This is a genomic window from Neorhizobium sp. SHOUNA12A, from assembly GCF_023006505.1.
Taxonomy (GTDB): domain Bacteria; phylum Pseudomonadota; class Alphaproteobacteria; order Rhizobiales; family Rhizobiaceae; genus Neorhizobium.
The window spans coordinates 11,844-34,403 of record NZ_JALBGV010000043.1 but is presented as its reverse complement, the minus strand read 5'-3'; the positions used below and the strand labels follow the sequence as shown (position 1 = coordinate 34,403).

General features: G+C 61.7%; 20 protein-coding genes. 16 read left to right on the top strand and 4 right to left on the bottom strand.

Annotation, left to right across the window (positions count from 1 at the left end; translation table 11 throughout):
• Positions 1–14 precede the first annotated feature (14 nt).
• Both MOV63_RS19145 and MOV63_RS19140 read right to left on the bottom strand, forming a co-directional pair.
• Entirely contained in the window at positions 15–1,511 is a 1,497-nt protein-coding gene (locus tag MOV63_RS19145) for an NAD-dependent succinate-semialdehyde dehydrogenase (protein WP_247035839.1), read from the bottom strand.
• Positions 1,512–1,630: 119 nt separating this feature from the next.
• Positions 1,631–2,125, bottom strand: coding sequence for an Lrp/AsnC family transcriptional regulator (locus tag MOV63_RS19140; RefSeq protein ID WP_247035837.1), 495 nt, complete (start codon positions 2,123–2,125; stop codon positions 1,631–1,633).
• An 88-nt stretch (positions 2,126–2,213) separates the two neighbouring features.
• Between MOV63_RS19140 and MOV63_RS19135 the strand changes: the two genes are divergently transcribed.
• The 13 genes from MOV63_RS19135 (at position 2,214) to MOV63_RS19075 (ending at position 15,700) form a co-directional block, all read left to right on the top strand.
• On the top strand, positions 2,214–3,599 hold the full coding sequence (locus MOV63_RS19135; protein ID WP_247035835.1) for a PLP-dependent aminotransferase family protein: 1,386 nt from the start codon (positions 2,214–2,216) through the stop codon (positions 3,597–3,599).
• A 122-nt stretch (positions 3,600–3,721) separates the two neighbouring features.
• Positions 3,722–4,507, top strand: coding sequence for an ectoine/hydroxyectoine ABC transporter ATP-binding protein EhuA (ehuA, locus tag MOV63_RS19130; protein WP_040125472.1), 786 nt, complete (start codon positions 3,722–3,724; stop codon positions 4,505–4,507).
• Positions 4,508–4,567: 60 nt separating this feature from the next.
• Complete coding sequence (gene ehuB / locus MOV63_RS19125; protein WP_247035833.1) at positions 4,568–5,413, top strand: ectoine/hydroxyectoine ABC transporter substrate-binding protein EhuB; 846 nt, start codon at positions 4,568–4,570, stop codon at positions 5,411–5,413.
• A 106-nt stretch (positions 5,414–5,519) separates the two neighbouring features.
• Positions 5,520–6,179: an ectoine/hydroxyectoine ABC transporter permease subunit EhuC gene (gene ehuC / locus MOV63_RS19120; protein WP_040125899.1), complete on the top strand. Its 660-nt coding sequence runs from the start codon at positions 5,520–5,522 to the stop codon at positions 6,177–6,179.
• A gap of 2 nt (positions 6,180–6,181) precedes the next feature.
• Positions 6,182–6,841 carry an ectoine/hydroxyectoine ABC transporter permease subunit EhuD gene (ehuD, locus tag MOV63_RS19115; RefSeq protein ID WP_247035826.1) on the top strand — a complete coding sequence of 220 codons (660 nt, stop codon included), beginning with the start codon at positions 6,182–6,184 and terminating at the stop codon, positions 6,839–6,841.
• Position 6,842: 1 nt separating this feature from the next.
• Positions 6,843–7,619 (top strand): ectoine utilization protein EutA, encoded by a 777-nt coding sequence (eutA, locus tag MOV63_RS19110; protein WP_247035824.1) that lies wholly within the window; start codon positions 6,843–6,845, stop codon positions 7,617–7,619.
• Between the two features lie 4 nt (positions 7,620–7,623).
• Positions 7,624–8,625 (top strand): hydroxyectoine utilization dehydratase EutB, encoded by a 1,002-nt coding sequence (gene eutB, locus MOV63_RS19105; protein WP_247035822.1) that lies wholly within the window; start codon positions 7,624–7,626, stop codon positions 8,623–8,625.
• A complete protein-coding gene (eutC, locus tag MOV63_RS19100; RefSeq protein ID WP_247035820.1) occupies positions 8,622–9,614 on the top strand; it encodes an ectoine utilization protein EutC in 993 nt (330 codons plus the stop codon). Before eutB ends, eutC begins: the two co-directional genes overlap by 4 nt.
• Positions 9,615–9,647: 33 nt before the next feature.
• The gene (doeA, locus tag MOV63_RS19095) at positions 9,648–10,829 is read left to right on the top strand and encodes an ectoine hydrolase DoeA (protein ID WP_247035818.1); all 1,182 of its coding nucleotides are present in this window, start codon (positions 9,648–9,650) and stop codon (positions 10,827–10,829) included.
• Between the two features lie 7 nt (positions 10,830–10,836).
• On the top strand, positions 10,837–11,844 hold the full coding sequence (doeB, locus tag MOV63_RS19090; RefSeq protein ID WP_247035810.1) for a N(2)-acetyl-L-2,4-diaminobutanoate deacetylase DoeB: 1,008 nt from the start codon (positions 10,837–10,839) through the stop codon (positions 11,842–11,844).
• Positions 11,845–12,326: 482 nt separating this feature from the next.
• The gene (locus MOV63_RS19085; protein ID WP_247035803.1) at positions 12,327–13,808 is read left to right on the top strand and encodes a lipopolysaccharide biosynthesis protein; all 1,482 of its coding nucleotides are present in this window, start codon (positions 12,327–12,329) and stop codon (positions 13,806–13,808) included.
• Positions 13,809–13,848: 40 nt separating this feature from the next.
• Positions 13,849–14,847: a polysaccharide pyruvyl transferase family protein gene (locus MOV63_RS19080; RefSeq protein ID WP_247035801.1), complete on the top strand. Its 999-nt coding sequence runs from the start codon at positions 13,849–13,851 to the stop codon at positions 14,845–14,847.
• A 31-nt stretch (positions 14,848–14,878) separates the two neighbouring features.
• On the top strand, positions 14,879–15,700 hold the full coding sequence (locus MOV63_RS19075; protein WP_247035799.1) for a galactosyl transferase: 822 nt from the start codon (positions 14,879–14,881) through the stop codon (positions 15,698–15,700).
• 73 nt (positions 15,701–15,773) lie between these two features.
• Here MOV63_RS19075 and MOV63_RS19070 read toward each other — a convergent pair whose 3' ends face one another.
• Positions 15,774–16,814, bottom strand: a complete 1,041-nt coding sequence (locus tag MOV63_RS19070) for an SMP-30/gluconolactonase/LRE family protein (protein ID WP_247035797.1) — start codon at positions 16,812–16,814, stop codon at positions 15,774–15,776.
• A gap of 346 nt (positions 16,815–17,160) precedes the next feature.
• Here MOV63_RS19070 and MOV63_RS19065 point away from each other — a divergent pair, with 346 nt between their 5' ends.
• The gene (locus MOV63_RS19065) at positions 17,161–19,083 is read left to right on the top strand and encodes a methyl-accepting chemotaxis protein (protein ID WP_247035795.1); all 1,923 of its coding nucleotides are present in this window, start codon (positions 17,161–17,163) and stop codon (positions 19,081–19,083) included.
• A gap of 16 nt (positions 19,084–19,099) precedes the next feature.
• Here MOV63_RS19065 and MOV63_RS19060 read toward each other — a convergent pair whose 3' ends face one another.
• The gene (locus MOV63_RS19060) at positions 19,100–20,032 is read right to left on the bottom strand and encodes a GlxA family transcriptional regulator (RefSeq protein ID WP_247035793.1); all 933 of its coding nucleotides are present in this window, start codon (positions 20,030–20,032) and stop codon (positions 19,100–19,102) included.
• A 95-nt stretch (positions 20,033–20,127) separates the two neighbouring features.
• On the opposite strand from MOV63_RS19060, the gene MOV63_RS19055 reads away from it, so the two are divergent.
• Positions 20,128–21,273, top strand: a complete 1,146-nt coding sequence (locus MOV63_RS19055; protein ID WP_247035791.1) for a DJ-1/PfpI family protein — start codon at positions 20,128–20,130, stop codon at positions 21,271–21,273.
• A 53-nt stretch (positions 21,274–21,326) separates the two neighbouring features.
• Complete coding sequence (locus MOV63_RS19050) at positions 21,327–22,556, top strand: flavin-dependent oxidoreductase (RefSeq protein WP_247035783.1); 1,230 nt, start codon at positions 21,327–21,329, stop codon at positions 22,554–22,556.
• The last annotated feature ends 4 nt before the right edge of the window (positions 22,557–22,560 follow it).

Below are 22,560 nucleotides of genomic sequence, written 5' to 3'. Positions count from 1 at the left end.
GATTATGGGATCGGTCAGCAGGCGGTGTCGATGCAGAGATATTTGAGCTCCGTGAAGGCCTCGATGCCGTGGCGGGAGCCCTCGCGTCCGAGACCGGATTGTTTCCAGCCGCCGAAAGGAACAGGCCCGCCGGTGATCTTCACGCGGTTGATCGCCACCATTCCATATTCGAGCGCCCGCCCGAGGCGCATCTGCCGTGCGCCGTTTTCGGTGACCACATAGGCGACAAGCCCGTATTCGGTGTCGTTAGCGCGGGCGACGACCTCGTCTTCCGTGTCGAAGACGGCGACGGCGGCAACCGGCCCGAAAGTCTCCTCGCGCATGATGACCGCATCGTCCGGTACGTTGGTGATGAGTGTCGGCTCGAAGAAAAGCGGACCGGCCTTGTGGCGTTTGCCGCCGGCAAGCAGCCTGGCGCCCTTGTCGAGCGCATCCTTCACCTGTGCCTCGACCTTCATTACGGCTCGTTCGTGCATCAGCGGACCGATGTCGACGCCCTCCGCCAATCCGCTGCCGACCGTCAGGGCGGCAATCCGTTTGGCAAAGGCCGCGTTGAAGGCTTCGAATATGGATCGCTGAACGAAAATCCGGTTGGCTGCGAGGCAGTCTTGGCCGGAGGTCGCGAATTTTGCGGCGACCGCGATCTCGGCGGCGCGATCGATGTCGGCGTCGTCGAACACGATCAGCGGCGCATGGCCGCCGAGCTCCATCACCAGCCGCTTCATCGTCGGCGCACATTGTGCTGCGATCAGGCGGCCGATCTCTGTGGAACCGGTAAAGCTCATCGCCCGCACCCGTGCATCTTGGCAGAGCCGGCCGACGATGCTGGCGGCATTGCCGGTCACGACGTTGAAGACGCCTGCCGGCATTCCCGCCCGTTCGGCGAGCTCGGCCAGCGCCAGCGCCGAAAGCGGCGTTTCGCAAGAGGGGTGCGCGACGACCGTACAGCCGGCGGCGAGTGCCGCAGCCGCCTTGCGGGTGACCATGGCGGAGGGAAAGTTCCAAGGCGTGACGATGCCGGCAACGCCGAGCGCCTCCCGCCGGACGATCATTTCGGCGCCCGGAAGATGGCTGGGGACGCTCTCGGCGTTTACCCGCTTTCCTTCCTCGGCATACCACTCGATGAAGGAGGCAGCGTAGTCGATCTCTCCGCGGGACTCGGCAAGTGGCTTGCCCTGCTCCAGCGTCATCAAGAGAGCCAGATCCTCCCTGGCTTGGAGTATCAGCCGATGCCATTCCTTCAGGATTGCCGCCCGCTCCTGCGGCAGCTTCGCCCGCCAGACGGGAAAGGCGGTCGCGGCAGCATCGATCGCTGCATCGGTTTCCTCGGCGCTAAGACTCGCGACCCACGCGAGGGTTGCGGAGGAAGCGGGGTCGGCGACCTGGAAGCTTTGGCCGTCGGCGCCGGCAACCCAGCGCCCATCCACATAGGCAAGATCGCGCAGCAGGTGGCGGTCGGCAAGCCGTGTCAGGGCCTCGTGATAGGCGGGGCGTGCAAAAATTGCAGTCATGGCCAGATCCTCGTTCGGTCGTGGCGCCAGTATCGCCTCTCTCATGCGAGAGATTGTCCATTCCGCAGAGGAAAAAGAGAGAGATGGTCTAAACTGGCCGGGCTATGAGGAGAGATCGTCTATGGCCGCTGGCCGGCATCCGGCTCGAACAGGGCGGTAACGGGCACGCCCGTTTCCTCCTTCACCGTCTTGGTGACGATATAGGTGAAATAACGTTCGATACCGAGTTCGCGGTCGAGCAGATCGTCGATCAGGCGTTGATAGGCGTCGATGTCGAGGGCCACGATCTTGGCGATATAATCGACGCCGCCGCCGACCGACCAGCAGGCGGTGATCTCAGGGATAGCAGCGACTACCCGTTCGAAACGATCGAAATCGCTCTGGCGATGGTTGGCGAGCGTGATCTCCACCATGACGCTGGCGATCGGCGCGATCTTCCTTGGCACGAGCCGGGCATGATAGCCGGCGATGATGCCTGCCTTTTCCAGCTTCCGAAGACGCATCCAGCAGGGCGTCGGGGAAAGGCCGACCTTTTCGGCGAGCGCTAGCTTGGTGATCCGGCCATCACCTTGGACCGCCTCGAGAATGCGCAGATCGATGGCGTCGAGTTTCATATGGTTTCCTGTCGTGCGGTTGTTGAGGAAGACAATGAAAATTCGTTTTGCCATTGTCAATTGAACTGATTTTAAGCACAGTAAAATCATGACAAATTGGCGCCCCGATCCCTCCCAGCTCCGCCGACCGGCCTATCTTTCGCTCGCCGAGCAGATTGCCCGCGCCGTCCAGGAAGGAAAGCTCGTCAACGGGACCAAGCTGCCGACCCACCGCCGCATGGCGGACGATCTCGGCCTGTCGGTCCAGACGGTCAGCCGGGCCTATGACGATCTTATCCGCCGAGGGCTGATTTCCGGCGAAATCGGGCGGGGCAGCTTCGTGCAGACGCAGGCGCGGGAGCCCGAACCGCCTTACCTGCCCGAACGGCTGGGTGAGGTCATCGACCTGTCGATCCTGAAGCCGGTCTGCGAGCAGATCCATGTCGAAAAATTCCGGCAAGCCTTCGCCTGGCTTTCTGAAAACCTGCCGGCGAGTTCGGCCCTGTCGTTCCGGCCGAATATGGTGTTCCCCCGCCACCGGGCCATCGCGACCGAATGGCTGGCACGCTGCGGCCTGGATGTTTCGCCGCTGAATGTCAGCGTGACCAACGGCGCAACATCGGGAATGACGGTGGCCCTGATGAGCGTCGCACCGCCCGGCTCGACCATCGCCACGGAAGTGGTCAGCCATCATACGCTCGTTCCGCTTTCCACCTATCTCGGCCTGCATCTGGAAGGGCTGGCGATCGACGAGGAGGGCATGATCCCTGAGGCACTCGACGAAGCCTGCCGCAAGGGTCCGATCCGGGCGATCTTCCTGCAGCCATCCGTGATCAATCCCATGGCGGCTCTGATGAGTGCCGCTCGCCGCGAGGCACTTGCAGCCGTGGCCGCCAAGCATGACATAGCGATCATCGAGAACGACGTCCTCGGGCCCATGGTGGAGGGCCGTGCGCCGCCGATGGCCGCCTTCGCTCCGGAACGGACGCTCTACGTGACAAGCTTCACGAAAATCACCGTTCCGGGCCTGCGCATCGGTTATCTCGTCGCGCCGGACCGTTATGTGGCGGCGGTTGCCAACCGGCATCTGGTCTCCAACTGGATGGCAACGCCCGCAATGGCCGAGATCGCCACCCGCTGGGTCAGCGACGGCACCGCCATGGAACTCGTCAACTGGCAGCGTCGCGCCCTCGTCAGCCGTCATGCCATCGCCGCCGAGACGCTGGCGGGTCTGTCCTACCGGGCGCATCCACAGAGCCTGCACGTTTGGCTGCCGCTTTCCGGCAGTCACACCGAAGATGCCTTCGTGGCCCAGGCGCGGCTACGCGGCGTGGGCATTGCACCGGGCAAGTCGTTCCATACGACGGATCACGGATGGACGCCGGCCCTGCGCATCTCGCTGGGATCGACAACGGAAAGCGAGTTGCGCACCGGGCTCGCAATCGTCGCTTCGCTGGCGCAGGGAAACCCCGAAGAGCTGCTGCTTGCGATTTGATGCAAGCGCCTGCCGTTTGTGCAGGCGGATAAATATTGTCATGATATTATTTTCCGAATTGACATGATTTCTTGAGGCCGTCATCGTTGATGCATTGCTTGTCTCAACAGGGAGAGACATGAATGCCATCGCCCATCATCCGCATCGACAGCATCGTCAAGAGATACGGCCCGCTGACCGTTCTCGATGGTTTGTCGATGAATGTGATGCCGGGCGAGAAGCTGGCGCTGATCGGCCCTTCCGGTTCGGGCAAGACCACGATCCTGCGTATTCTGATGACGCTGGAATCGATCAGCGGCGGCCATATCGAGGTCGACGGCGAGCAGCTTTATCACATGAAAAAGGGCGCCGATCTGGTTGCCGCAGACGAGCGCCATCTGCACCGCATGCGCAAGAAGATCGGCATGGTCTTCCAGCACTTCAATCTGTTTCCGCATAAATGCGTCCTCGACAATGTCACGCTCGCGCCGATGCTCACCCAGGGTGCGACACGTGCCGATGCCGAAAAGCGGGCCATGGATCTGCTGGACATGGTCGGCATGGCGGACAAGGCGAAGGCGGTGCCGGCACAGCTTTCCGGCGGCCAGAAACAGCGTGTCGCGATCGCCCGGGCGCTCGCGCTCTCTCCGAAGATCATGCTGTTCGACGAAGTGACATCCGCACTCGATCCGGAACTCGTCGAGGAGGTGCTGAATGTCATGCGGCGGCTCGCGGCCGAGACCGACATGACCATGCTGCTGGTGACGCACGAGATGGGTTTTGCCCATGATTTCGCAGACCGCGTGTTGTTTTTCGATCGCGGCAAGATCGTCGAGGAGGGCGGACCGGATGAGATTTTCCGGAACCCGAAGCAGGAGCGCACCCAGACCTTCCTGCGCAAGATCATAGCGGCAGGCCACCGCGTCTGACCGCCAAAGGCAGCGATACAGCCCGAAGACATCGGGAAAAAACCAGAGGAGTAGGGAACAATGAAAACGAGAATTTTAGCATCGGCCGTCAGCATTTCGGTCCTCGCCGCTATCGCGGGCGGTATTTCTGCATCCGCAGCGGACCTGAAGCAGTTGAAGGAACAGGGCTTTGCCCGCATCGCCATCGCCAACGAGCCGCCCTATACGGCGGTCGGCGCCGATGGCAAGGTTTCGGGTGCCGCTCCCGACGTTGCCCGCGTCATCTTCGAGCGTCTCGGCATCAAGGAGGTCGTGGCTTCGATCTCCGAATATGGTGCGATGATCCCGGGCCTGCAGGCCGGCCGCCACGATGCGATTACCGCAGGCCTGTTCATGAAGCAGGAACGCTGCAACGCGGTGGCCTATTCCGAGCCGATCCTTTGCGATGCGGAAGCTTTCGCCCTCAGGAAAGGCAACCCGCTGAAGCTGACGAGCTACAAGGACATTGCCAACAATACGAATGCCAAGATCGGCGCCCCGGGTGGCGGCACCGAGGAGAAGCTGGCCCTGCAGGCTGGCGTGCCGCGTGAGCGCGTCATCGTCGTGCCGGATGGGCAGAGCGGCATCAAGATGCTCCAGGATGGCCGCATCGACGTCTATTCTCTTCCGGTCCTGTCAATTCACGACCTTCTCGACAAGGCGAAGGATCCAAACCTCGAAGTCGTCGCACCGGTGGTCGGCGCACCGGTCTATTGCGATGGCGCGGCCTTCCGAAAGCAGGACGTCGCCCTCCGCGATGCGTTTGATGGGGAGCTCAAGAAGCTGAAGGAATCGGGTGAGTTTGCCAAGCTTATCGAACCCTATGGTTTCTCCGCCAAGGCAGCCATGTCGACCACTCGCGACAAGCAATGCACTGCCGCCCAGTAAACGGCCGAACTGAGGTGGACGGAGCGGCTCATGTGCCGTTCCGCCACCGATCGCGATGGCCTTGGGCCGTTTCTGCACTGTCTCGGATGATGGGAAGTTTCCGCTGATGTCGGTCTGGTCCGGCTATTTGACGCTGATCCTCGAGGGGGCGCTGGTAACGCTGCAGCTGACCGTCATGGGTTCGGCTCTGGCGCTGGTGATGGCTTTCCTGGCCGGCCTCGGGCGGCTTTCGCGCTTCTTTGCCGTGCGGGCGCTTGCGACGACCTATATCGAATTCTTCCGGGGCACCTCGATCTTCGTCCAGCTCTTCTGGGTCTATTTCGTCCTTCCTTTCGCGGGCCTCACCCTCACGCCGCTTCAGGCGGGCGTTCTGGCTTTGGGGCTGAATGTCGGGGCCTACGGGGCAGAAGTTGTGCGCGGTGCCGTCAAGGCGGTCGGGCGAGAACAGACCGAGGCCTGCATCGCCCTCAATCTCTCCCGCTTTCAGCGGATGCGCCATGTGATCCTGCCGCAGGCGCTGCCGCTGATGCTGCCCACCTTCTGCAACAACGCCATCGAGCTTTTGAAGGGCACGGCCGTCGTCTCGCTGATCTCGCTGACGGACCTCACCTTCCAGGCGCAAGTCGTCCGTGCCCAGACCGGCAATACGCTCATTCCCTTCGCGACCATCCTCTTTCTCTACTTCGCCATGGCCTGGGCGATTTCCACCGTGATGCGCTGGCTGGAGCGGCGGGTGACGCGCAGCCTCGATGGCGTGAGGACCTGACCATGGAGTGGGATTGGGATTTCGTCTGGCAGATCATGCCGACCCTTCTCGAAGGGTTCAAGATTACTCTCCTGGCGACCGTCCTCGGTGCGGCCGTCGCGGCGGTGATCGGTCTCGGTCTCGCCATCGTGCGCCGCTCGCCGATCACCGCGGTCTCGCGCACGGTCGGCTTCGTTTCGGAATTCATCCGCGGCACGCCGCTTCTCGTGCAGCTCTATTTCATTTTCTACGTGCTGCCGGATATCGGTATCCGCCTGTCGCCGCTGGTCGCCGGCGTCATCGGCATCGGCGTCCACTACGCCACCTATACCGCCGAGGTCTATCGCGCCGGTATCGAGAACGTGCCGCGTGGCCAGTGGGAAGCGGCAAAGGCGGCCAATCTCACGACAAGGCAGGCGTGGATCCACGTCATCCTGCCGCAGGCCGTGCCGCCGATGATCCCGGCGCTCGCCAACTATTTCATCGCGATGTTCAAGGAAACGCCGCTTCTCTCGGCGATCACCGTGCTGGAGCTGATGAACCAGGCAAAGAGCATCGCCAACAGCAACTATCGCTATATCGAGCCGATGACGCTCGTCGGCGTTTTCTTCCTCGTGGTCAGCCTGATCTCGGTCCTGGGGCTGCGCTGGCTGGAGGAACGTTATGCCAGGATGGACGACTGAGATGACTTCCGTTGAGATAAGCCTCGCCGGCCGGAAACCGCGACTGGACGATCGCCCGCTTCAGAAACGCATCGGTCTGGTGATCCTGGCCACCGACCATACGACCGAGGTCGACTTCCAGTGCATGGTCGCGAGCGATCGCATTGGCGTTTATGTCAACCGCATCCCGTATGCCAATCCGACGACGCCTGAAAATCTCCTCAGGATGCAGCCGGTGCTGACCGAAGGCGCCTCGTTGATCTTGCCGGGCGAGACGCTGGATGCGGTCATGTATTCCTGCACGTCCGCCTCCGTGATCATCGGCGATGCCCGTATCGAGGAGGCGATCCGCTCCGCCAAGCCGGGCGTTCCCGTGGTGACGCCGACGGCTGCGGCCGTAAAAGGCCTGCGGGCTATCGGTGCAAGCCGAATCTCGATCCTGACGCCCTATACTGTGGAGACGAGCCGGCCGATGGCCGATTATTTCGCCGGCCTCGGCTTCACGATCGACAGGTTTACCTGCCTGGGTTTCGACGACGACCGCGAAATGGCGCGCATTGCGCCGGACGAGATCGTCTCGCTTGCCCGCGATGCAATCGCACCGGAATCGCAGGCGCTTTTCATCTCCTGTACGGCGGTGCGCGCCGCCCAGGTCGTCGCCCCTATCGAAGCCGAGATTGGCAGGCCCGTCGTCAGCAGCAACCTTGCCACCGGTTGGGCCTGCCTGCGGCTTTGCGGGGAAATGACATCGCGTCCTGAACTGGGCACGCTGATGACCAAGCCCTATCCGGAAGGCTGAGACCATGAGCGGGAAGACCTTGCCGGTTCAACTTGACGATATCCGTGCCGCCGCAACTCGCATCGATGGCCGCGTGTGCCGGACGCCGATGGTGGCGTCGGTCGTTCTGAGCGAGCGGATGGGCATACCGGTCCATCTGAAGCTCGAACACCATCAGACCACCGGCAGCTTCAAGCTGCGTGGTGCGACGAACGCCATCCTTTCGCTGACGCACGAGGAGCGGACGCGCGGTGTGGTGGCGGCCTCCACAGGCAATCATGGGCGGGCGCTCGCCTTTGCGGCGAGAACGGAAGGTGCCGTCGCAACCATCTGCATGTCGTCGCTGGTGCCGGAAAACAAGGTCGCGGAAATCCGCCGCCTCGGTGCGCGCGTGCGCATCATCGGACGTTCGCAGGACGAAGCGCAGGAAGAGGTGGACAGGCTGGTGGCAGAGGAGGGGCTGGTCATGGTGCCGCCTTTCGATCATCCGGCCATCGTGGCGGGGCAGGGTACTCTCGGTCTCGAGATCGTCGAACAGGTGCCGGAGATCGGGACCGTTCTGGTGCCGCTGTCCGGCGGCGGGCTTGCCGCCGGCATCGCTGCCGCGGTGAAGGGACTGAGGCCGCAGGCGCGGGTCATCGGCCTGACGATGGAGCGCGGCGCGGCGATGAAGGCGAGCCTGGATGCGGGCAAGCCGGTTCTGGTCGAGGAAGTGCCGAGCCTTGCGGATTCGCTCGGCGGCGGCATCGGGCTTGATAACCGCGTGACTTTCCCGATGTGCCGGCATCTCCTCGATGACGTCGTCCTGCTTTCCGAAGCGGAAATTGCAGCCGGCATCGCACATGCCTATTCGGTCGAGCGCGAGGTGGTGGAAGGCGCCGCCGCCGTCGGCATCGGGGCGCTGCTTGCCGGGAAGGTCAAAAGCCTTGGGGCCATCGTCACTATCCTCTCCGGCCGCAATATCGACATGGAACAGCACCGGCGGGTGATCAACGGTGACGCCATCCATGGAAAGGACGCCGCATGAGCCGGATAATCATTCTCACCGAAAAGGACCTGCGCAAGCTTGTTCCACTCGACGGGGAAGCGGTCGCTTGCGTCGAGGACGCTTTCCATGCGCTAGCCACCAAGCCGGTCGCCATGCCGCCGATCCTGCGCCTCGATATTCCCGAGCATCGCGGCGAAGTGGATGTAAAGACGGCCTATGTGCCGGGCATCGAAGGGTTCGCCATCAAGATCAGCCCCGGCTTCTTCGACAATCCGAAGATCGGCCTGCCGAGCACGAACGGCATGATGGTCCTGCTGTCCAGCCGCACCGGCCTCGTGCAGGCGCTGTTGCTCGACAACGGTTACCTGACCGATGTCCGGACGGCTGCGGCGGGCGCGGTTGCGGCAAAACATCTCTCGCGTCCGGACTCGACCGTTGTGGCGATTTTCGGAGCAGGCATGCAGGCGCGGTTGCAATTGGAGGCTCTGATGCTAGTCCGGCCGATCCGTGAGGCGTGCATCTGGGCGCGCGACCTCGGGAAAGCCAAAACCGTTGTCGCCGAATTGACGATCAGGCTCGGCATCCCAGTAACGGCCGAGGCCGATCCGGAGATCGCCGTCGCCGGTGCCGATATCGTTGTCACGACGACCCCATCGGCAATCCCGATCCTGAAGGCGGAATGGCTCCAGCCCGGCCAGCATGTGACCGCCATGGGTTCGGATGCCGAACACAAGAACGAGATCGACCCGGCAGCAATCGCCAAGGCCGATGTCTACGTCGCCGACAGCCTGAAACAGACGCGCTGGCTCGGGGAACTGCATCATGCCGTCAAGGCCGGGCTCATTTCACCGGACACCGAATTTTCCGAGCTTGGGCAAGTCATCGCCGGCATCCGCCCCGGACGCGAGAACGCAGGACAGATCACACTCACCGACCTCACCGGGACCGGTATCCAGGATACCGCCATCGCCACGCTCGCCTTCGCGCGGGCGGATGCCGCCGGCGCTGGTACCGCATTCGAAAGCTGAACCGGCCTTGCGCCGGATAAGAAGGGAAGAGACATGACCCAGCCCAATCTCAAGTTCTCGCGTGGGGAATATGCCGCGCGGCTGGAAAAGACCCGGCATGCCATGGAGGCGAAAGGGATCGACCTCCTGATCGTCAGCGACCCATCAAACATGGCCTGGCTGACGGGTTATGACGGCTGGTCGTTTTATGTGCATCAGGCCGTCATCGTGCCGCCGTCCGGCGAACCGGTCTGGTTCGGCCGCGGCCAGGACGCCAACGGTGCCAAGCTGACTTCTTACCTCAGCCAGGAAAACATCGTCGGTTATCCTGATCATTACGTGCAGTCGACCGAGCGCCACCCGATGGATTATCTCTCCGGTATCTTGACGGACCGTGGCTTCGGCAAGCTGACGATCGGCGTCGAGATGGACAATTACTGGTTCTCCGCGGCCGCCTTCGCCTCGCTGCAGAAACATCTGCCGAACGCCCGTTTCGTGGATGCGACCGCGCTGGTGAACTGGCAGCGTGCGGTGAAAAGCGAAACCGAGATCAGATACATGCGCAACGCCGCGCGGATCGTCGAGGCAATGCATGCCCGTATCTTCGACAAAATCGAGGTCGGCATGCGCAAATGCGATCTGGTCGCCGAAATCTACGACGCCGGCACCCGCGGCGTCGACGGCATTGGCGGCGACTATCCGGCGATCGTGCCGCTCTTGCCGTCAGGTGTCGAAGCCTCCGCGCCGCACCTGACCTGGGACGACCGGCCGATGAAGAGGGGCGAGGGCACCTTCTTCGAGATCGCGGGCTGCTATAACCGCTATCACGTGCCGCTGTCGCGCACGGTCTTCCTCGGTAAGCCGACGCAGGCCTTCCTCGACGCGGAAAAGGCGACGCTGGAAGGCATGGAGGCCGGCCTTGCGGTGGCCAAGCCCGGCAATACCTGCGAGGACATCGCCAATGCCTTCTTCGTCGTGCTCAAGAAATACGGGATCGTCAAGGACAACCGCACCGGCTACCCGATCGGCCTGTCCTATCCGCCGGACTGGGGCGAGCGCACCATGAGCCTGCGCCCAGGCGACCGCACCGAGCTGAAGCCTGGCATGACCTTCCATTTCATGACCGGCCTCTGGCTCGAGGACATGGGGTTCGAGACCACCGAGAGCATCCTCATCACCGATACCGGGGTCGAATGCTTCGCCAACGTACCGCGCAAGCTGATGGTCAAGGATTGAGACTGCGATGAGCGAGAACGCCTTGCGACCGTCGCCGATCAGCCCGACGGTGGACTTCGACGCCGACGGCGTGCAGCACGGTTTCCTGCGGCTGCCCTATAGCCGCGACGATTCCGCCTGGGGATCGGTGATGATCCCGCTTACGGTTATCCGCAACGGCAAAGGGCCCGTGGCGCTCTTGACCGGCGGCAATCACGGCGACGAATACGAAGGGCCGATTGCACTCTTCGATCTGGCCCGCAGCCTCAAACCGGAGGATGTCAGCGGCACGGTGATTATCGTTCCGGCGATGAACTACCCGGCATTCCTAGCCGGAACGCGAACGTCGCCGATCGACAAGGGCAACCTAAACCGCAGCTTTCCCGGTCGTCCGGACGGCACGGTAACGCAGAAGATAGCCGACTATTTCCAGCGCGATCTGCTGCCCCGCGCCGACGTCGTCCTCGACTTTCACTCCGGCGGCAGGACACTCGATTTCCTGCCCTTCTGCGCTGCCCATATCCTGCCCGACAAGGAACAGGAGGCCCGCGCCTTCGAGCTGGTGAAGGCGTTTTCGGCGCCCTATTCGATGAAGATGCTCGAGATCGACGCGGTCGGCATGTACGACACGGCCGCCGAGGAGATGGGCAAGGTCTTCATCACCACGGAGCTTGGCGGCGGCGGCACGGCGACGGCGAAAAGCGCAGAGATCGCCAAGCGCGGCGTGATCAACGTGCTGCGCCGTGCGGGCATCGTCGCGGGCAGCGCCGATGTCACGCCGACGACCTGGCTCGACATGCCGGACGGCAATTGCTTTTCCTTCGCCGAGGAGGACGGACTGATCGAGCCCGTCTTCGATCTTGGAGATGAGGTTGGCGAAGGCGCCGTTGTGGCCCGCATCTACCCAATCGGACGGACCGGCGCAGCTCCCCGTGAAATCCGCGCGAAGATGGGCGGCATCCTGTGCGCCCGGCATTTCCCGGGATTGGTCAAGGCCGGCGACTGTGTCGTCGTCATCGCCGTCGTCGTCAGCTGACGTAATCGAAAACTGTTTTTTCTGCTCCGCCGCTTCGTTATGAAAGCGGCGGAGCCAATATATTCCGAGCTTGGATCAAAGCCGGATGCGCACAAATCGCAGGTGATGCCGCCTTGGATGGCGGCCGTGCGCGCAGGTTCTTTCGCACTTGCGAAGGGCACCACAAAACCAACATCATTTCCCGCCAACTAGATCGTCAGCGGTCTTAAGCCTTGGCCATGGCTTCCGGATCGCGCTGCTGAACGAGGTAAACGACAAGGGAAAAATTGCATGGAGAACTCGATGACCGAAGTGTCCAGCAGATAGCCCGCCCTTCGAATGCGGCAAGGAGATCTCACGCATCATGTGCGCGAAACCCGCGCTTGCGGCAAGACGGCACAGCCTTCTCGCGGCTTGAAAAGGGGCCGAAACTCCACGAAAAAGGGTAGCTATGGAATGATGTCGCTCACATACGATCGGTATTTGTTGCGAAGAGGTCGGCCATGAGCATTGCTGATCGCCTGGTAACGGGAAGTCTCTGGGTCTCCCTCTCGAGGATCATCGTCAACGGGTTGTCGACCCTCAGCACCATCGTTCTGGCGTGGTATCTCTTGCCGTCGGATTTTGGCTTGGTTGCGCTTGCGACGACGATGCTCGCCATCGTGACGACGATAACCGAGCTTTCCTTGAACGAGGCCCTCATCCGCCACGAGGCTCCCGGGGAATCCCATTTCAGCGCCGCATGGACACTGGCTGCAACGCGCGGTCTGATATTGTGCGTCCTATTCGCCGCCTTCGCCTATCCGGCTTCCCTCATCTATGACGAGCCGCGCCTTTTCGGCGTCCTTCTTGTTTTGAGCCTTAGCCTCCTCATAAACGGGTTCGCCAATCCGCGACGGATCATGCTCCAGCGGGAGCTGATTTTCTGGCAGGAATTCGTGCTGAACGTTGCCCAGAAGATTGCCGGATTTGTGGCGACCGTCGCCATCGCCGTCATCTATCAAACCTATTGGGCGCTGGTGGTCGGCACGCTGGTGATGCAGGTCACCAACGTTGTGGCATCCTATTTTATCCTGCCGTTCCGCCCCCGGGTCACCTTTTCCCATATGCGCGAATTCTTTTCGTTCTCGATCTGGATTACCGCCGGGCAGATCGTCAACACCCTCAATTGGCGTTTCGATTACCTGCTGATCGGTAAGCTGCTGACGGGCTCGGCCCTTGGATATTATTCGCTTGGCGGGCAGCTCGCGATGACGCCCACGCGCGAAGCGACGGCGCCTCTGACCGCCACCATCTACCCGGCGTTTGCCAATGTCCGCCATGATCCTGCGCGTCTCGCCGCAGCCTATCAGCGAACGCAGGCCTTGCTGACGGCGGTCGCGTTACCCGCCGGCATAGGGATGGCGGTCATCGCAGATCCCCTGGTCAGGCTGGTGCTTGGTGAAAAATGGCTTCCGGTGATTTTCATCATCCAGGCGCTGGCCTCTGTTTATGCGCTGCAGACACTGGGATCTCTCAATCAGCCTCTCGGCATGGCGCTGGGGCAAACCCGGAACCTGTTCATCCGCGACGCGCAGATGCTTCTTGTCCGGATCCCGGTGATCACGATCGGCCTGGTGTTCTGGGGGCTTCCGGGGCTGATATTCAGCCGGGTGCTCACCGGCCTCTTCAGCGCGTTTGTGAACATGGTGATCGTGAAGCGCTTCATAAATGTCTCGGTCACCGCCCAGCTATGGGCAAATTTCAGAGCGCTTGCCAGCTCGGCGGTCATGGCTGCCGGCGTGTCGCTCGCTGATCGCTACATGGGAATTGAGACCACGCATACCGGACTTGTTCTACAACTTGCCGCCCTTATTTGCCTTGGAGGCGTTCTCTATTGCGGTTCCAGCCTCTTTCTCTGGCTGGTTATGGATCGTCCAAATGGCCCGGAGACTGAAGTCAGAAAGATCGCTTCCAAGGTGTTGTCCAAAGTCAGTCACGCCTGATCGCGGGACTTGTTGTTCTAACTTTTGAAAGAGAGGCGTAATGTCACCCGTTCAGCAATCCGAGCTTATCGCCAAGCTTCAGGACAGGACCCACGATTGCCTTAAGGAGTTCATCCGCCCTGATGAACCGATAGCGATACTGGACTTTCCCGATATCAGGAATTGCGGAGATTCCGCGATCTGGCTGGGAGAAATGGCCTATTTGCAGCAGCGCTACGCAAAGCGGCCTTCCTACGTCTGCACGACCGACGATTTTTCACCGGATGAACTCAAAAGCTCTGCCCCGAACGGTCCGATCTTCATCCATGGGGGCGGCAATTTCGGTGATATATGGGTGTTTCACCAAGATTTCCGGGAGCGCGTGATGGAGCTGTTTCCCGATCGCCAGATCGTCCAGTTTCCGCAGTCGATTCACTACAAGTCTCCGGAGCGGCTGGAGCAAAGCAAGCGCGCGATCGGCAAGCACAGGAATTTCGTGCTGCTGGTGCGCGACGAGGAATCGTTTCAGTTTGCCAAGGAAAATTTTGATTGCCAGGTCTATCTGTGCCCGGACATGGCCTTCTGCATCGGCAGCATAGAGCCCGCTGCGCCGGAATTTCCCGTGCTTGCGATGCTCCGCCAGGACAAGGAGCAGGTCGGGACCGTTGACTTTTCCGCCTATCCGGACATCCCGAAGGAGGATTGGATTACCGAGAGCCGGTCGAAGGTACGAGTTGCGAAAGCGCTCGGAGCAGCCTCGGCACTGCTGCATTTCACCCCTTCCGAAATGCGGCTGCGTAAGCTGGACGCCGCGGCCAACAACCGCTTCCAGCGCGGCATACGGCAGATTTCCCGAGGCGGGGCCATCGTGACAGACCGCCTGCATGTGCATATCTGCTCGCTTCTCATCGGCCGCCGCCATGCGGTGCTCGACAACAATTACGGCAAAATCCGGCGTTTCATGAATGCTTTTTCAGGAGGCACCGATCTTTCCTACAAGGCGACTTCGCTCGACGACGGCATCAGATGGGCAAGAGAACAGGCGGGTGTCGCGGCATGATCGCGCCTGAGATCAACGACCGGAGGCTGTCATGAGTGTTATCACCTTTATCATTCCCGTCAGGCACCAGGACAACGCACGTGACTGGAGCATTCTGAAGCGAAATCTGACGCAGACGGTGGCGTCCATCGCCAACCAGACCAATCCTGACTGGCGGGGCGTGATTGTCGCCAACAGGGGCGCCGATCTTCCGGTCCTGCCGGACAAGTTCTCGGTGGCATGGGTGGACTTTCCGCCGAACGACATCCACGAGCGCGGCGATGCCACGGAAGAGGATTTTCTCGATTCATTCCGCGCCGACAAAGGCCGCCGCGTGCTTGCGGGCATGCTCACGGCCCGCGATTGTCGCTTCTTCATGATCGTCGACGACGACGATTTTGTCAGCGCCCGAATTACCGAATACGCCGCCCGGCACCAGAACGAGAACGGCTGGACGATTGACAAGGGCTATATCTGGGACGACGGCGGCAGCATTCTGTTGTGCCGCGACCAGTTCAACCACTATTGCGGAACGTCGCTGATCATCCGTTCGGACCTCTACGGACTGCCATCCAAGGCGGAAGACGTTTCACTCCAATGGATCAAGGACATGCTCGGCAGCCATGTCCGCATAGAATCGGTTTTGGCCGAACGCGGAACGCCCTTGAATGCCCTGCCATTCCGAGGTGCAGTTTATCGTGTCGCCCATAAGGGATCGCACAGCAAGGCGCCCAGCCTGATCCATATGTATTTCCTGAACAGGAACGTTCTCAAACAGCCTGTCCGGATTCTCAAGAATTTGACGAAGCTCCGACCGCTGTCGGCGGGATACAGAAAAGAGTTTTTTGGGCTTTCCGCCGGAAAGACGGAGTAGAAATCGCGGCGCATCGACGGCCACGAAAACGGCCGGATCTGACGACCGGCCGCTTCGGATTTCGTCGCGGTGATTAAACGGCGCCGCGGGTTTCGACGTAGATCGCGTAGACCGAATGGCTGCTCGCCATATAGAGGCGGTTCTTCTTCGGGCCGCCGAAGACAAGGTTCGGGCACCGCTCCGGAAGCTTGATGAAGCCGATCGCCTTGCCGGCCGGGTTGAATATCTTGACGCCGTTCAGATCTTCGGGCCTGGCGCCTGCAGCGCCGTTCGATCCCCAGCCGCACCAGAGATTGCCATCGACATCGATCTTGAAGCCATCGAGACCCCCGTTGTCGTCGGCCGTCACCAGCGCCGTCTTGTTCGAAAGCTTCACGCCGTTCGCGCCGACATCGTAGCTCCAGATTATGCGGAATGGCGATGCGCGGCCTTCAACGATGTAGAGCTTCTTTTCATCCGGCGAAAATGCAAGGCCGTTCGGGCCTTTCAGCTCATCGGTGACGAGGCCAAGCTTGCCGTCCGGCGAGATGCGATAGACCGAATGCGGCAGTTCCGCTGTTGCCTTGTCTCCTTCCCACTCGCCGGCAATGCCGAAGGGCGGATCAGTGAACCAGATGGAGCCGTCCGATTTGCAGACGATATCGTTCGGGGAGTTGAGCTTCTTGCCGTTGTAGTTGTCCGCGAGCACGGTGATCGATCCGTCATATTCGGTGCGGGTGACCCGGCGCGTCAGATGTTCGCAGGAAAGCAAACGGCCCTGGCGGTCGCGGGCGTGGCCGTTGGCATAGTTGGAGTTGGCGTTGTAGACGCTCCAGCTCTCATTGGCTTCGTCATAGCGCATGACCCGATTGTTCGGAATGTCGCTGACGAGCAGATAGCGCCCGTCGCCGAACCAGACCGGGCCTTCCAGCCAGCGAGCGCCGGTGGCGACCTGTTCGAGCGAGCTGCTGGCGATGCGATATTTCGCAAAGCTCGGATCGAGGATTTGGATAGCCGGATCGGGGTAGATCGGGCTCGGCGTAAAGCCGATCGCTTGCGCGGATGCCATTTTCGGGAAGGTGGTTGCCAGGGCGGCCGCTGAAAGCGTCATGATGTTGCGGCGTGAAAAATTCACGTTGAAGTCCTTTGATTATGGATAGTTGATTTCATATCAATTTGCCGGGTTTGACGGGGAACCGAGACGATGGTCCGCCTCCAATTAAAGGCAGTCCATTGTGCGTCGCAACAAACAAGATTGCCTTCTGCAGCCTTTGGTTAAGCAGTGGTGAAAACCACCTGAAAGTTCGAATGTGCCTTTGATGCGCTGCGGCAAGAGTAAGATTTTATTATGAAAAAGCGCTTATGAAAAACGGAGGATCAAGTTCGATCACCATGCGCATGATGTGCACCGTCCGGCACGGCTCCGGCATTTTTCACGTTTCGATGCACTGTCGCTGTTTCAGCGTTTTTTGAGGTATCTGATGCTCAAGAACTTAAAGATTAAAACAAAATTTCTGATGGCGATTGCCATCCTCGCGGTCATTTCCCTTGCAGGCCTGATGTATGTCACCAGCAGGTTCAGCGCCGCCAACGAGGCTTATTCCGGCTTCCTGCAGAAGGAAAGTAACGCGGCGACCTTCGGACCCCGCGGCGCTGCCGGCATGTGGACCGCGACGACATGGCTGAGCCGCGCGCTGGCCCAGGACCCGGCAAGCGCGGCGTTCCAGGATCTTTCCGGCCGGTTTTCCAAGGAATTTGCCGGCGCCCGTGACCGGTTGACCCAGATCCCGGCGCTGGTGCCGAGTCGCAAGGCTGCGATCGACGAACTGCTTGCCGGTGCGGATGCGCTGAAGGCAGTCGGTGACGATCTTCTCAAGGCCCATACCGCAGGCGACCAGGAAAAGGTCCGTACCCTTTCCGCCAAGCTCGACCAGGCCATCGTCGATCTCTCGCCGAAATTCGGCGCCAATAACGGCGCCATGGCCGAAATCCTCAACAATGGCGCCAAGACGTTGAGCCAATCGGTCTCCAGCACAATCACCTATGCGATCTGCGGCATGCTTTTAGGCATCGCGATCGCCACCGTTCTGTCCATGACCATCGCTCATAAGGGCATCACCGCGCCGATGGCCCGCCTGCGTGAGCGCATGGCTTCGCTGGCCGCCAGCCAGACGGAAGCTGCCATCGACGGCCTCGACCGCAAGGACGAAATCGGCGAGATGGCCAAGGCCGTCGCCATCTTCCGCGACAACGCTCTGGAGCGTGCTCGCCTGGAACGGGAAGCTGAAGACAATCGTGGCCTGTCGGAGCGCGACCGCATGGAGCGCGAAGCCCAGAAGACGCGCGAAGCCGCCGAGATCAAGTTTGCCGTCGACAACCTGGCAGAGGGCCTGAGCCATCTGTCCGATGGTAACGTCTCCTATCGCATCGAAAAGCAGTTCACCGCGACGTTGGACGGTGTCCGCAACGATTTCAACGTCTCGGCCACAAAGCTGCAGACGGCCCTGGAGCAGGTGGCGGAGAATGCCCGCAGCATCCAGGCCGGTTCGGCGGAGATCAAGGCGGCCGCCGACGATCTGGCCAAGCGCACCGAGCAGCAGGCAGCTTCCGTCGAGGAAACCGCCGCAGCTCTCGAAGAAATCACCACTACCGTGAAGGACGCCACCAAGCGCGCTCAGGAGGCCGGCGCGCTGGTTGCCCGCACCCGCAGCGGCGCCGAAAACTCCGGCGAGGTCGTCCAGCGTGCCGTCAAGGCGATGGAACAGATCGAGAAGTCCTCAGGCGAGATTTCCAACATCATTGGCGTCATCGACGATATCGCCTTCCAGACCAATCTTCTGGCACTCAACGCCGGCGTCGAAGCGGCCCGTGCGGGCGATGCAGGCAAGGGTTTTGCAGTCGTTGCCCAGGAAGTGCGCGAACTCGCCCAGCGTTCCGCCAAGGCCGCCAAGGAGATCAAGGCGCTGATCACGACGTCGAACGAGCAGGTCAACGCCGGGGTGCAGCTGGTGGGCCAGACCGGACAGGCGCTGGTAACGATCGTTTCGGAAGTGCAGGAGATCAACCGGCACGTCAACGCGATCGTGGAGTCAGCCCAGGAACAGTCTTCGGGCCTTCAGCAGATCAACACGGCCGTCAACCAGATGGACCAGGATACCCAGAAGAATGCCGCGATGGTCGAGGAATCGACCGCCGCAAGCCATGGTCTCGCCCGGGATGCTGCATCGCTCAACGAACTGCTGGCCCAGTTCAAGCTGCCCGGTCAGCGCCACGTTCCGCGTCAGGCCGATCGCCGCGACACGCCGGCTGCCTCGCCGGCCCGCAATCTGGCCCGCAGGGTTGCCACCGCCTTCTCCGGCGGCTCCTCGGCCGCTGCGGTCAACAACGACTGGCAGGAGTTCTAGGCGCGCACTTGACCGACTATCTGTAGCCGCGCCTGAGCGCTTGCGGAGGCTGCCCCAGGCTTCTCAGGAACGCCCGCCGCATTCGGCCGGCGTCGCCAAAACCGGAAGCCTCGGCAATGTGTTCGAGCGGCAGGTGGCCGGTCTCGACCGCCATCCGCGCCGTTTCGAGACGCAGGCGCTCGACGGCCTTGGCCGGCGTTGTGCCGGTTTCGGCTGCAAACGCCCGTGCAAAGTTGCGCGGGCTCATTGCGGCCTGGTCGGCGAGGCGCTCGACGGTCAGCTGGTCGGCCAGATGCTCGCGCATCCAGCCGATCAAGGTCGAGAACCTGCCCGTGTGCCCTCCAAGATCGACAAGCGCTGAAAACTGGGACTGGCCACCGGGCCGGCGTTGATGAACGACGAGCTGTTGGGCGGTTCTGCGCGCGATATCCGCGCCCAGATCGTCTTCGATAAGGGCAAGCGCCAGGTCGATGCCGGCAGATATTCCGGCTGACGTCCAGACATGACCGTCCTGGATATAGATACGCTCCGCATCGAGCTCTATCTTCGGGTAGCGGCGAGAAAAGTCGTGCGAACTGCCCCAATGCGTCGTGGCCCGACGTCCATCGAGGAGCCCGGCTTCGGCGAGCAGATAGGCCCCGGAACACACACTCGTCACGCGCCTTGCGCTCGTGCGTTTCAGCCATTCGAGAATTTCGCGCACGGCCTCCATGGAGCGGATGATCTCGCCGCCCGAGATCATCACCGTGTCGAAAGGCCCATCCCGGAGCGGGGCAGCCGACAGCTTGAGGCCCGACGAACTCTCGATCTCGCCGCCACCCGGCGCCATCAGGATCAGGTCGTAACTGCCCGGCCGGAATCGCTCCGCCATCTCGAAAGCCGACGTCGGCCCCGCCGTATCGAGAAGCTGGAAACCCGGATGCACGACAAGAGCAACTGTGCGAGCCATGGCAGTTTTTGCCCGATTAATGTCATTTCAGTCAGACGATAGCAGCGGTAACTTTCCCTGCAAACAGGGCAACCGATCGATCGGGCGAAACTATCATGACGTGGCGGTTTGTTCTTACAGGCGGGTTTGGGCTTGCTGCGGTCTTCCTGGTGGTCGCCGGGGGCTGGATAGTCTCTCTGCCGTCTGCGTCCTCGGCCGGGACCGTCAAGCCTATTCCCGGCGAGGAGACACGCGCCACAATCGAGGCTTTGAAGCCGTCCAAACGCGTCCGCCCGGTGATCGCGATCGTCGGCATCAACGACGGGACGGAGATCACCGATTACCTGATGCCCTACGGTATCCTGCACCGCGCTGATGTCGCTGATGTCGTGGCGCTGGCGACACAGCCCGGGCCGATGGTTCTCTATCCGGCGTTGAAGGTCGAGCCGCAGGCGACGATCGCGGATTTCGATGCCCAGCATCCGGAAGGCGCCGATTACATCATCGTCCCGGCGATGATCCGCGAGGACGATCCGGCGGCATTGCGCTGGATCAGGAGCCAGGCGGAAAAAGGCGCGCTGATCGTCGGCGTCTGCGTCGGTGCCAAAGTGGTTGCTGCCACCGGCCTTCTCGACGGCCGGAAAGCGACGACCCACTGGTATTCGCTGGACGCCATGCTGAAGGAACATCCGAGCATCCGCCATGTCGCCGACCGCCGCTTCCTCGTTGACGGTCGCGTTGCGACGACGACGGGGATCAGTGCCTCCATGCCGATGTCGCTGACGCTGATTGAGGCGATCGCCGGGCGGGAGAAAGCCGAGGCTGTCGCCGCCGATCTGGGCCTCGCGAATTGGGATGCGCGACACGACAGCGGCGCCTTCACGTTCACGCGTCCTTTCGCATTGACGGCGATCGGCAATTCGCTCGCCTTCTGGCGCCGCGAAACGCTCGGCATCGAACTGTCGAAAGGCGTGGACGAGGTGTCGCTTGCGCTTGTCGCGGACGCCTGGTCGCGGACCTACCGCTCGCGCGTGATGACCTTCGCAGCCAGCGCGGATGCGGTGGAGAGCCGCAACGGCATCCGCATCATCCCCGACAAGGTGAGCGCGTCGACAACGCGCGTGCCGGCAGCGCCGCTGGGCAGCAAGCCGGCGGAGGCGCTGGACGATACGCTGAAGGCCATCGCCGACCGCTATCGGGAAAACACGGCCGATTTCGTGGCCATGCAGCTCGAATACAGGAGACGAGTGACGCCGCAATAGATCGTCGCGGCTTACATCCTGCCGCTCGTCCCGCAAACGAGAAAGGACCAGTCATGAAAGCTCTCATCGCAGGCGCCGGCATCGGCGGATTGACGACCGCGCTTCAACTCCACGAAGCCGGGATCGAGGTCGAGATCTTCGAACGCGTCGGCGAGGTTCGTGAACTCGGGGTCGGCATCAACATGCTGTCGCATGCCGTGGCGGTGCTGGCCGATCTCGGACTGCAGGCCGGCCTCGACGCTGCAGGGATCCGTGTGCGGGAACTGATTTATACCAACCGTTTCGGTCAGGTCGTGTGGCAGGAATTGCGCGGCCTGGACGCCGGTCAAGAGGCGCCGCAGGTCAGCATCCATCGCGGCAAGCTGCTCGGCGTGATCCATAGGGCGGTGATCGCTCGTCTCGGACCCGACGTCATCAGAATGGGTTGCCGGGTGGAGGGCTTCGAGCAGACCGAAGATGGGGTCGCGGTTCATTTCAGCGGAACGGATGGATGGCGCGGCACGGCCCGCGGGGATCTGCTGATCGGCGCCGACGGCATCCATTCCGCGATCCGGGCGCAGCTCTATCCCGATGAAGGGCCGCCGATCTGGAGCGGGATCATGTTATGGCGCGGCGCCACACGCTGGCCGATCTGGCGCGATGGCCGGACGATGGTGATATCAGGCGGCAATTTCGCAAAATTCGTCTATTATCCGATCGGAGCGGATCCTGCGGAGCCTGAAATGCGGCTGACGAACTGGGCCGTGATGGCCAAGGTGGGCGAGCCCGGCACATCGCCGCTACGCCGCGAGGACTGGAGCCGGTCCGGCCTGTCGGACGAGGTGTTGCCCTTCGTGCGTGACCGTTTTCACCTCGATTTCGTTGATCCTGCCTCCATCATCCAGGCCACCGAAAATTTCTACGAATACCCGAATTGCGATCGGGATCCCTTGCCCCGCTGGTCGTTCGAGCGGGTCACGCTGCTCGGCGATGCCGCCCATGCCATGTATCCGGTCGGTTCCAACGGAGCGAGCCAGGCAATCCTCGATGCACGCTGCCTGGCACGGCATCTCCAATCCGGGGACGGTATCGAGGCGGCCCTTTCCCGCTACGATGCCGAACGGCGGCCGGTCACGTCGCAAATCGTTCTCTCCAACCGCCTGGGCGGTCCCGAAGGGGTCATCGACATGATCGAGGCCCGTGCACCCGACGGTTTCGACGACATCGATACCGTGGCCTCGTTCGAAGAACGTAAAGCAACGGTTCGTGGTTACGCTTCGCTCGCTCGTGGGCGGAGCCAGTGAGGAT

Excerpts from the sequence above, each read along its gene's own strand:
- MOV63_RS19145 (WP_247035839.1), bottom strand. The coding sequence starts at position 1,511 with ATGACTGCAATTTTTGCACGCCCCGCCTATCACGAGGCCCTGACACGG.
- MOV63_RS19140 (WP_247035837.1), bottom strand. The coding sequence starts at position 2,125 with ATGAAACTCGACGCCATCGATCTGCGCATTCTCGAGGCGGTCCAAGGT.
- MOV63_RS19135 (WP_247035835.1), top strand. The coding sequence starts at position 2,214 with ATGACAAATTGGCGCCCCGATCCCTCCCAGCTCCGCCGACCGGCCTAT.
- ehuA (WP_040125472.1), top strand. The coding sequence starts at position 3,722 with ATGCCATCGCCCATCATCCGCATCGACAGCATCGTCAAGAGATACGGC.
- ehuB (WP_247035833.1), top strand. The coding sequence starts at position 4,568 with ATGAAAACGAGAATTTTAGCATCGGCCGTCAGCATTTCGGTCCTCGCC.
- ehuC (WP_040125899.1), top strand. The coding sequence starts at position 5,520 with ATGTCGGTCTGGTCCGGCTATTTGACGCTGATCCTCGAGGGGGCGCTG.
- ehuD (WP_247035826.1), top strand. The coding sequence starts at position 6,182 with ATGGAGTGGGATTGGGATTTCGTCTGGCAGATCATGCCGACCCTTCTC.
- eutA (WP_247035824.1), top strand. The coding sequence starts at position 6,843 with ATGACTTCCGTTGAGATAAGCCTCGCCGGCCGGAAACCGCGACTGGAC.
- eutB (WP_247035822.1), top strand. The coding sequence starts at position 7,624 with ATGAGCGGGAAGACCTTGCCGGTTCAACTTGACGATATCCGTGCCGCC.
- eutC (WP_247035820.1), top strand. The coding sequence starts at position 8,622 with ATGAGCCGGATAATCATTCTCACCGAAAAGGACCTGCGCAAGCTTGTT.
- doeA (WP_247035818.1), top strand. The coding sequence starts at position 9,648 with ATGACCCAGCCCAATCTCAAGTTCTCGCGTGGGGAATATGCCGCGCGG.
- doeB (WP_247035810.1), top strand. The coding sequence starts at position 10,837 with ATGAGCGAGAACGCCTTGCGACCGTCGCCGATCAGCCCGACGGTGGAC.
- MOV63_RS19085 (WP_247035803.1), top strand. The coding sequence starts at position 12,327 with ATGAGCATTGCTGATCGCCTGGTAACGGGAAGTCTCTGGGTCTCCCTC.
- MOV63_RS19080 (WP_247035801.1), top strand. The coding sequence starts at position 13,849 with ATGTCACCCGTTCAGCAATCCGAGCTTATCGCCAAGCTTCAGGACAGG.
- MOV63_RS19075 (WP_247035799.1), top strand. The coding sequence starts at position 14,879 with ATGAGTGTTATCACCTTTATCATTCCCGTCAGGCACCAGGACAACGCA.
- MOV63_RS19065 (WP_247035795.1), top strand. The coding sequence starts at position 17,161 with ATGCTCAAGAACTTAAAGATTAAAACAAAATTTCTGATGGCGATTGCC.
- MOV63_RS19060 (WP_247035793.1), bottom strand. The coding sequence starts at position 20,032 with ATGGCTCGCACAGTTGCTCTTGTCGTGCATCCGGGTTTCCAGCTTCTC.
- MOV63_RS19055 (WP_247035791.1), top strand. The coding sequence starts at position 20,128 with ATGACGTGGCGGTTTGTTCTTACAGGCGGGTTTGGGCTTGCTGCGGTC.
- MOV63_RS19050 (WP_247035783.1), top strand. The coding sequence starts at position 21,327 with ATGAAAGCTCTCATCGCAGGCGCCGGCATCGGCGGATTGACGACCGCG.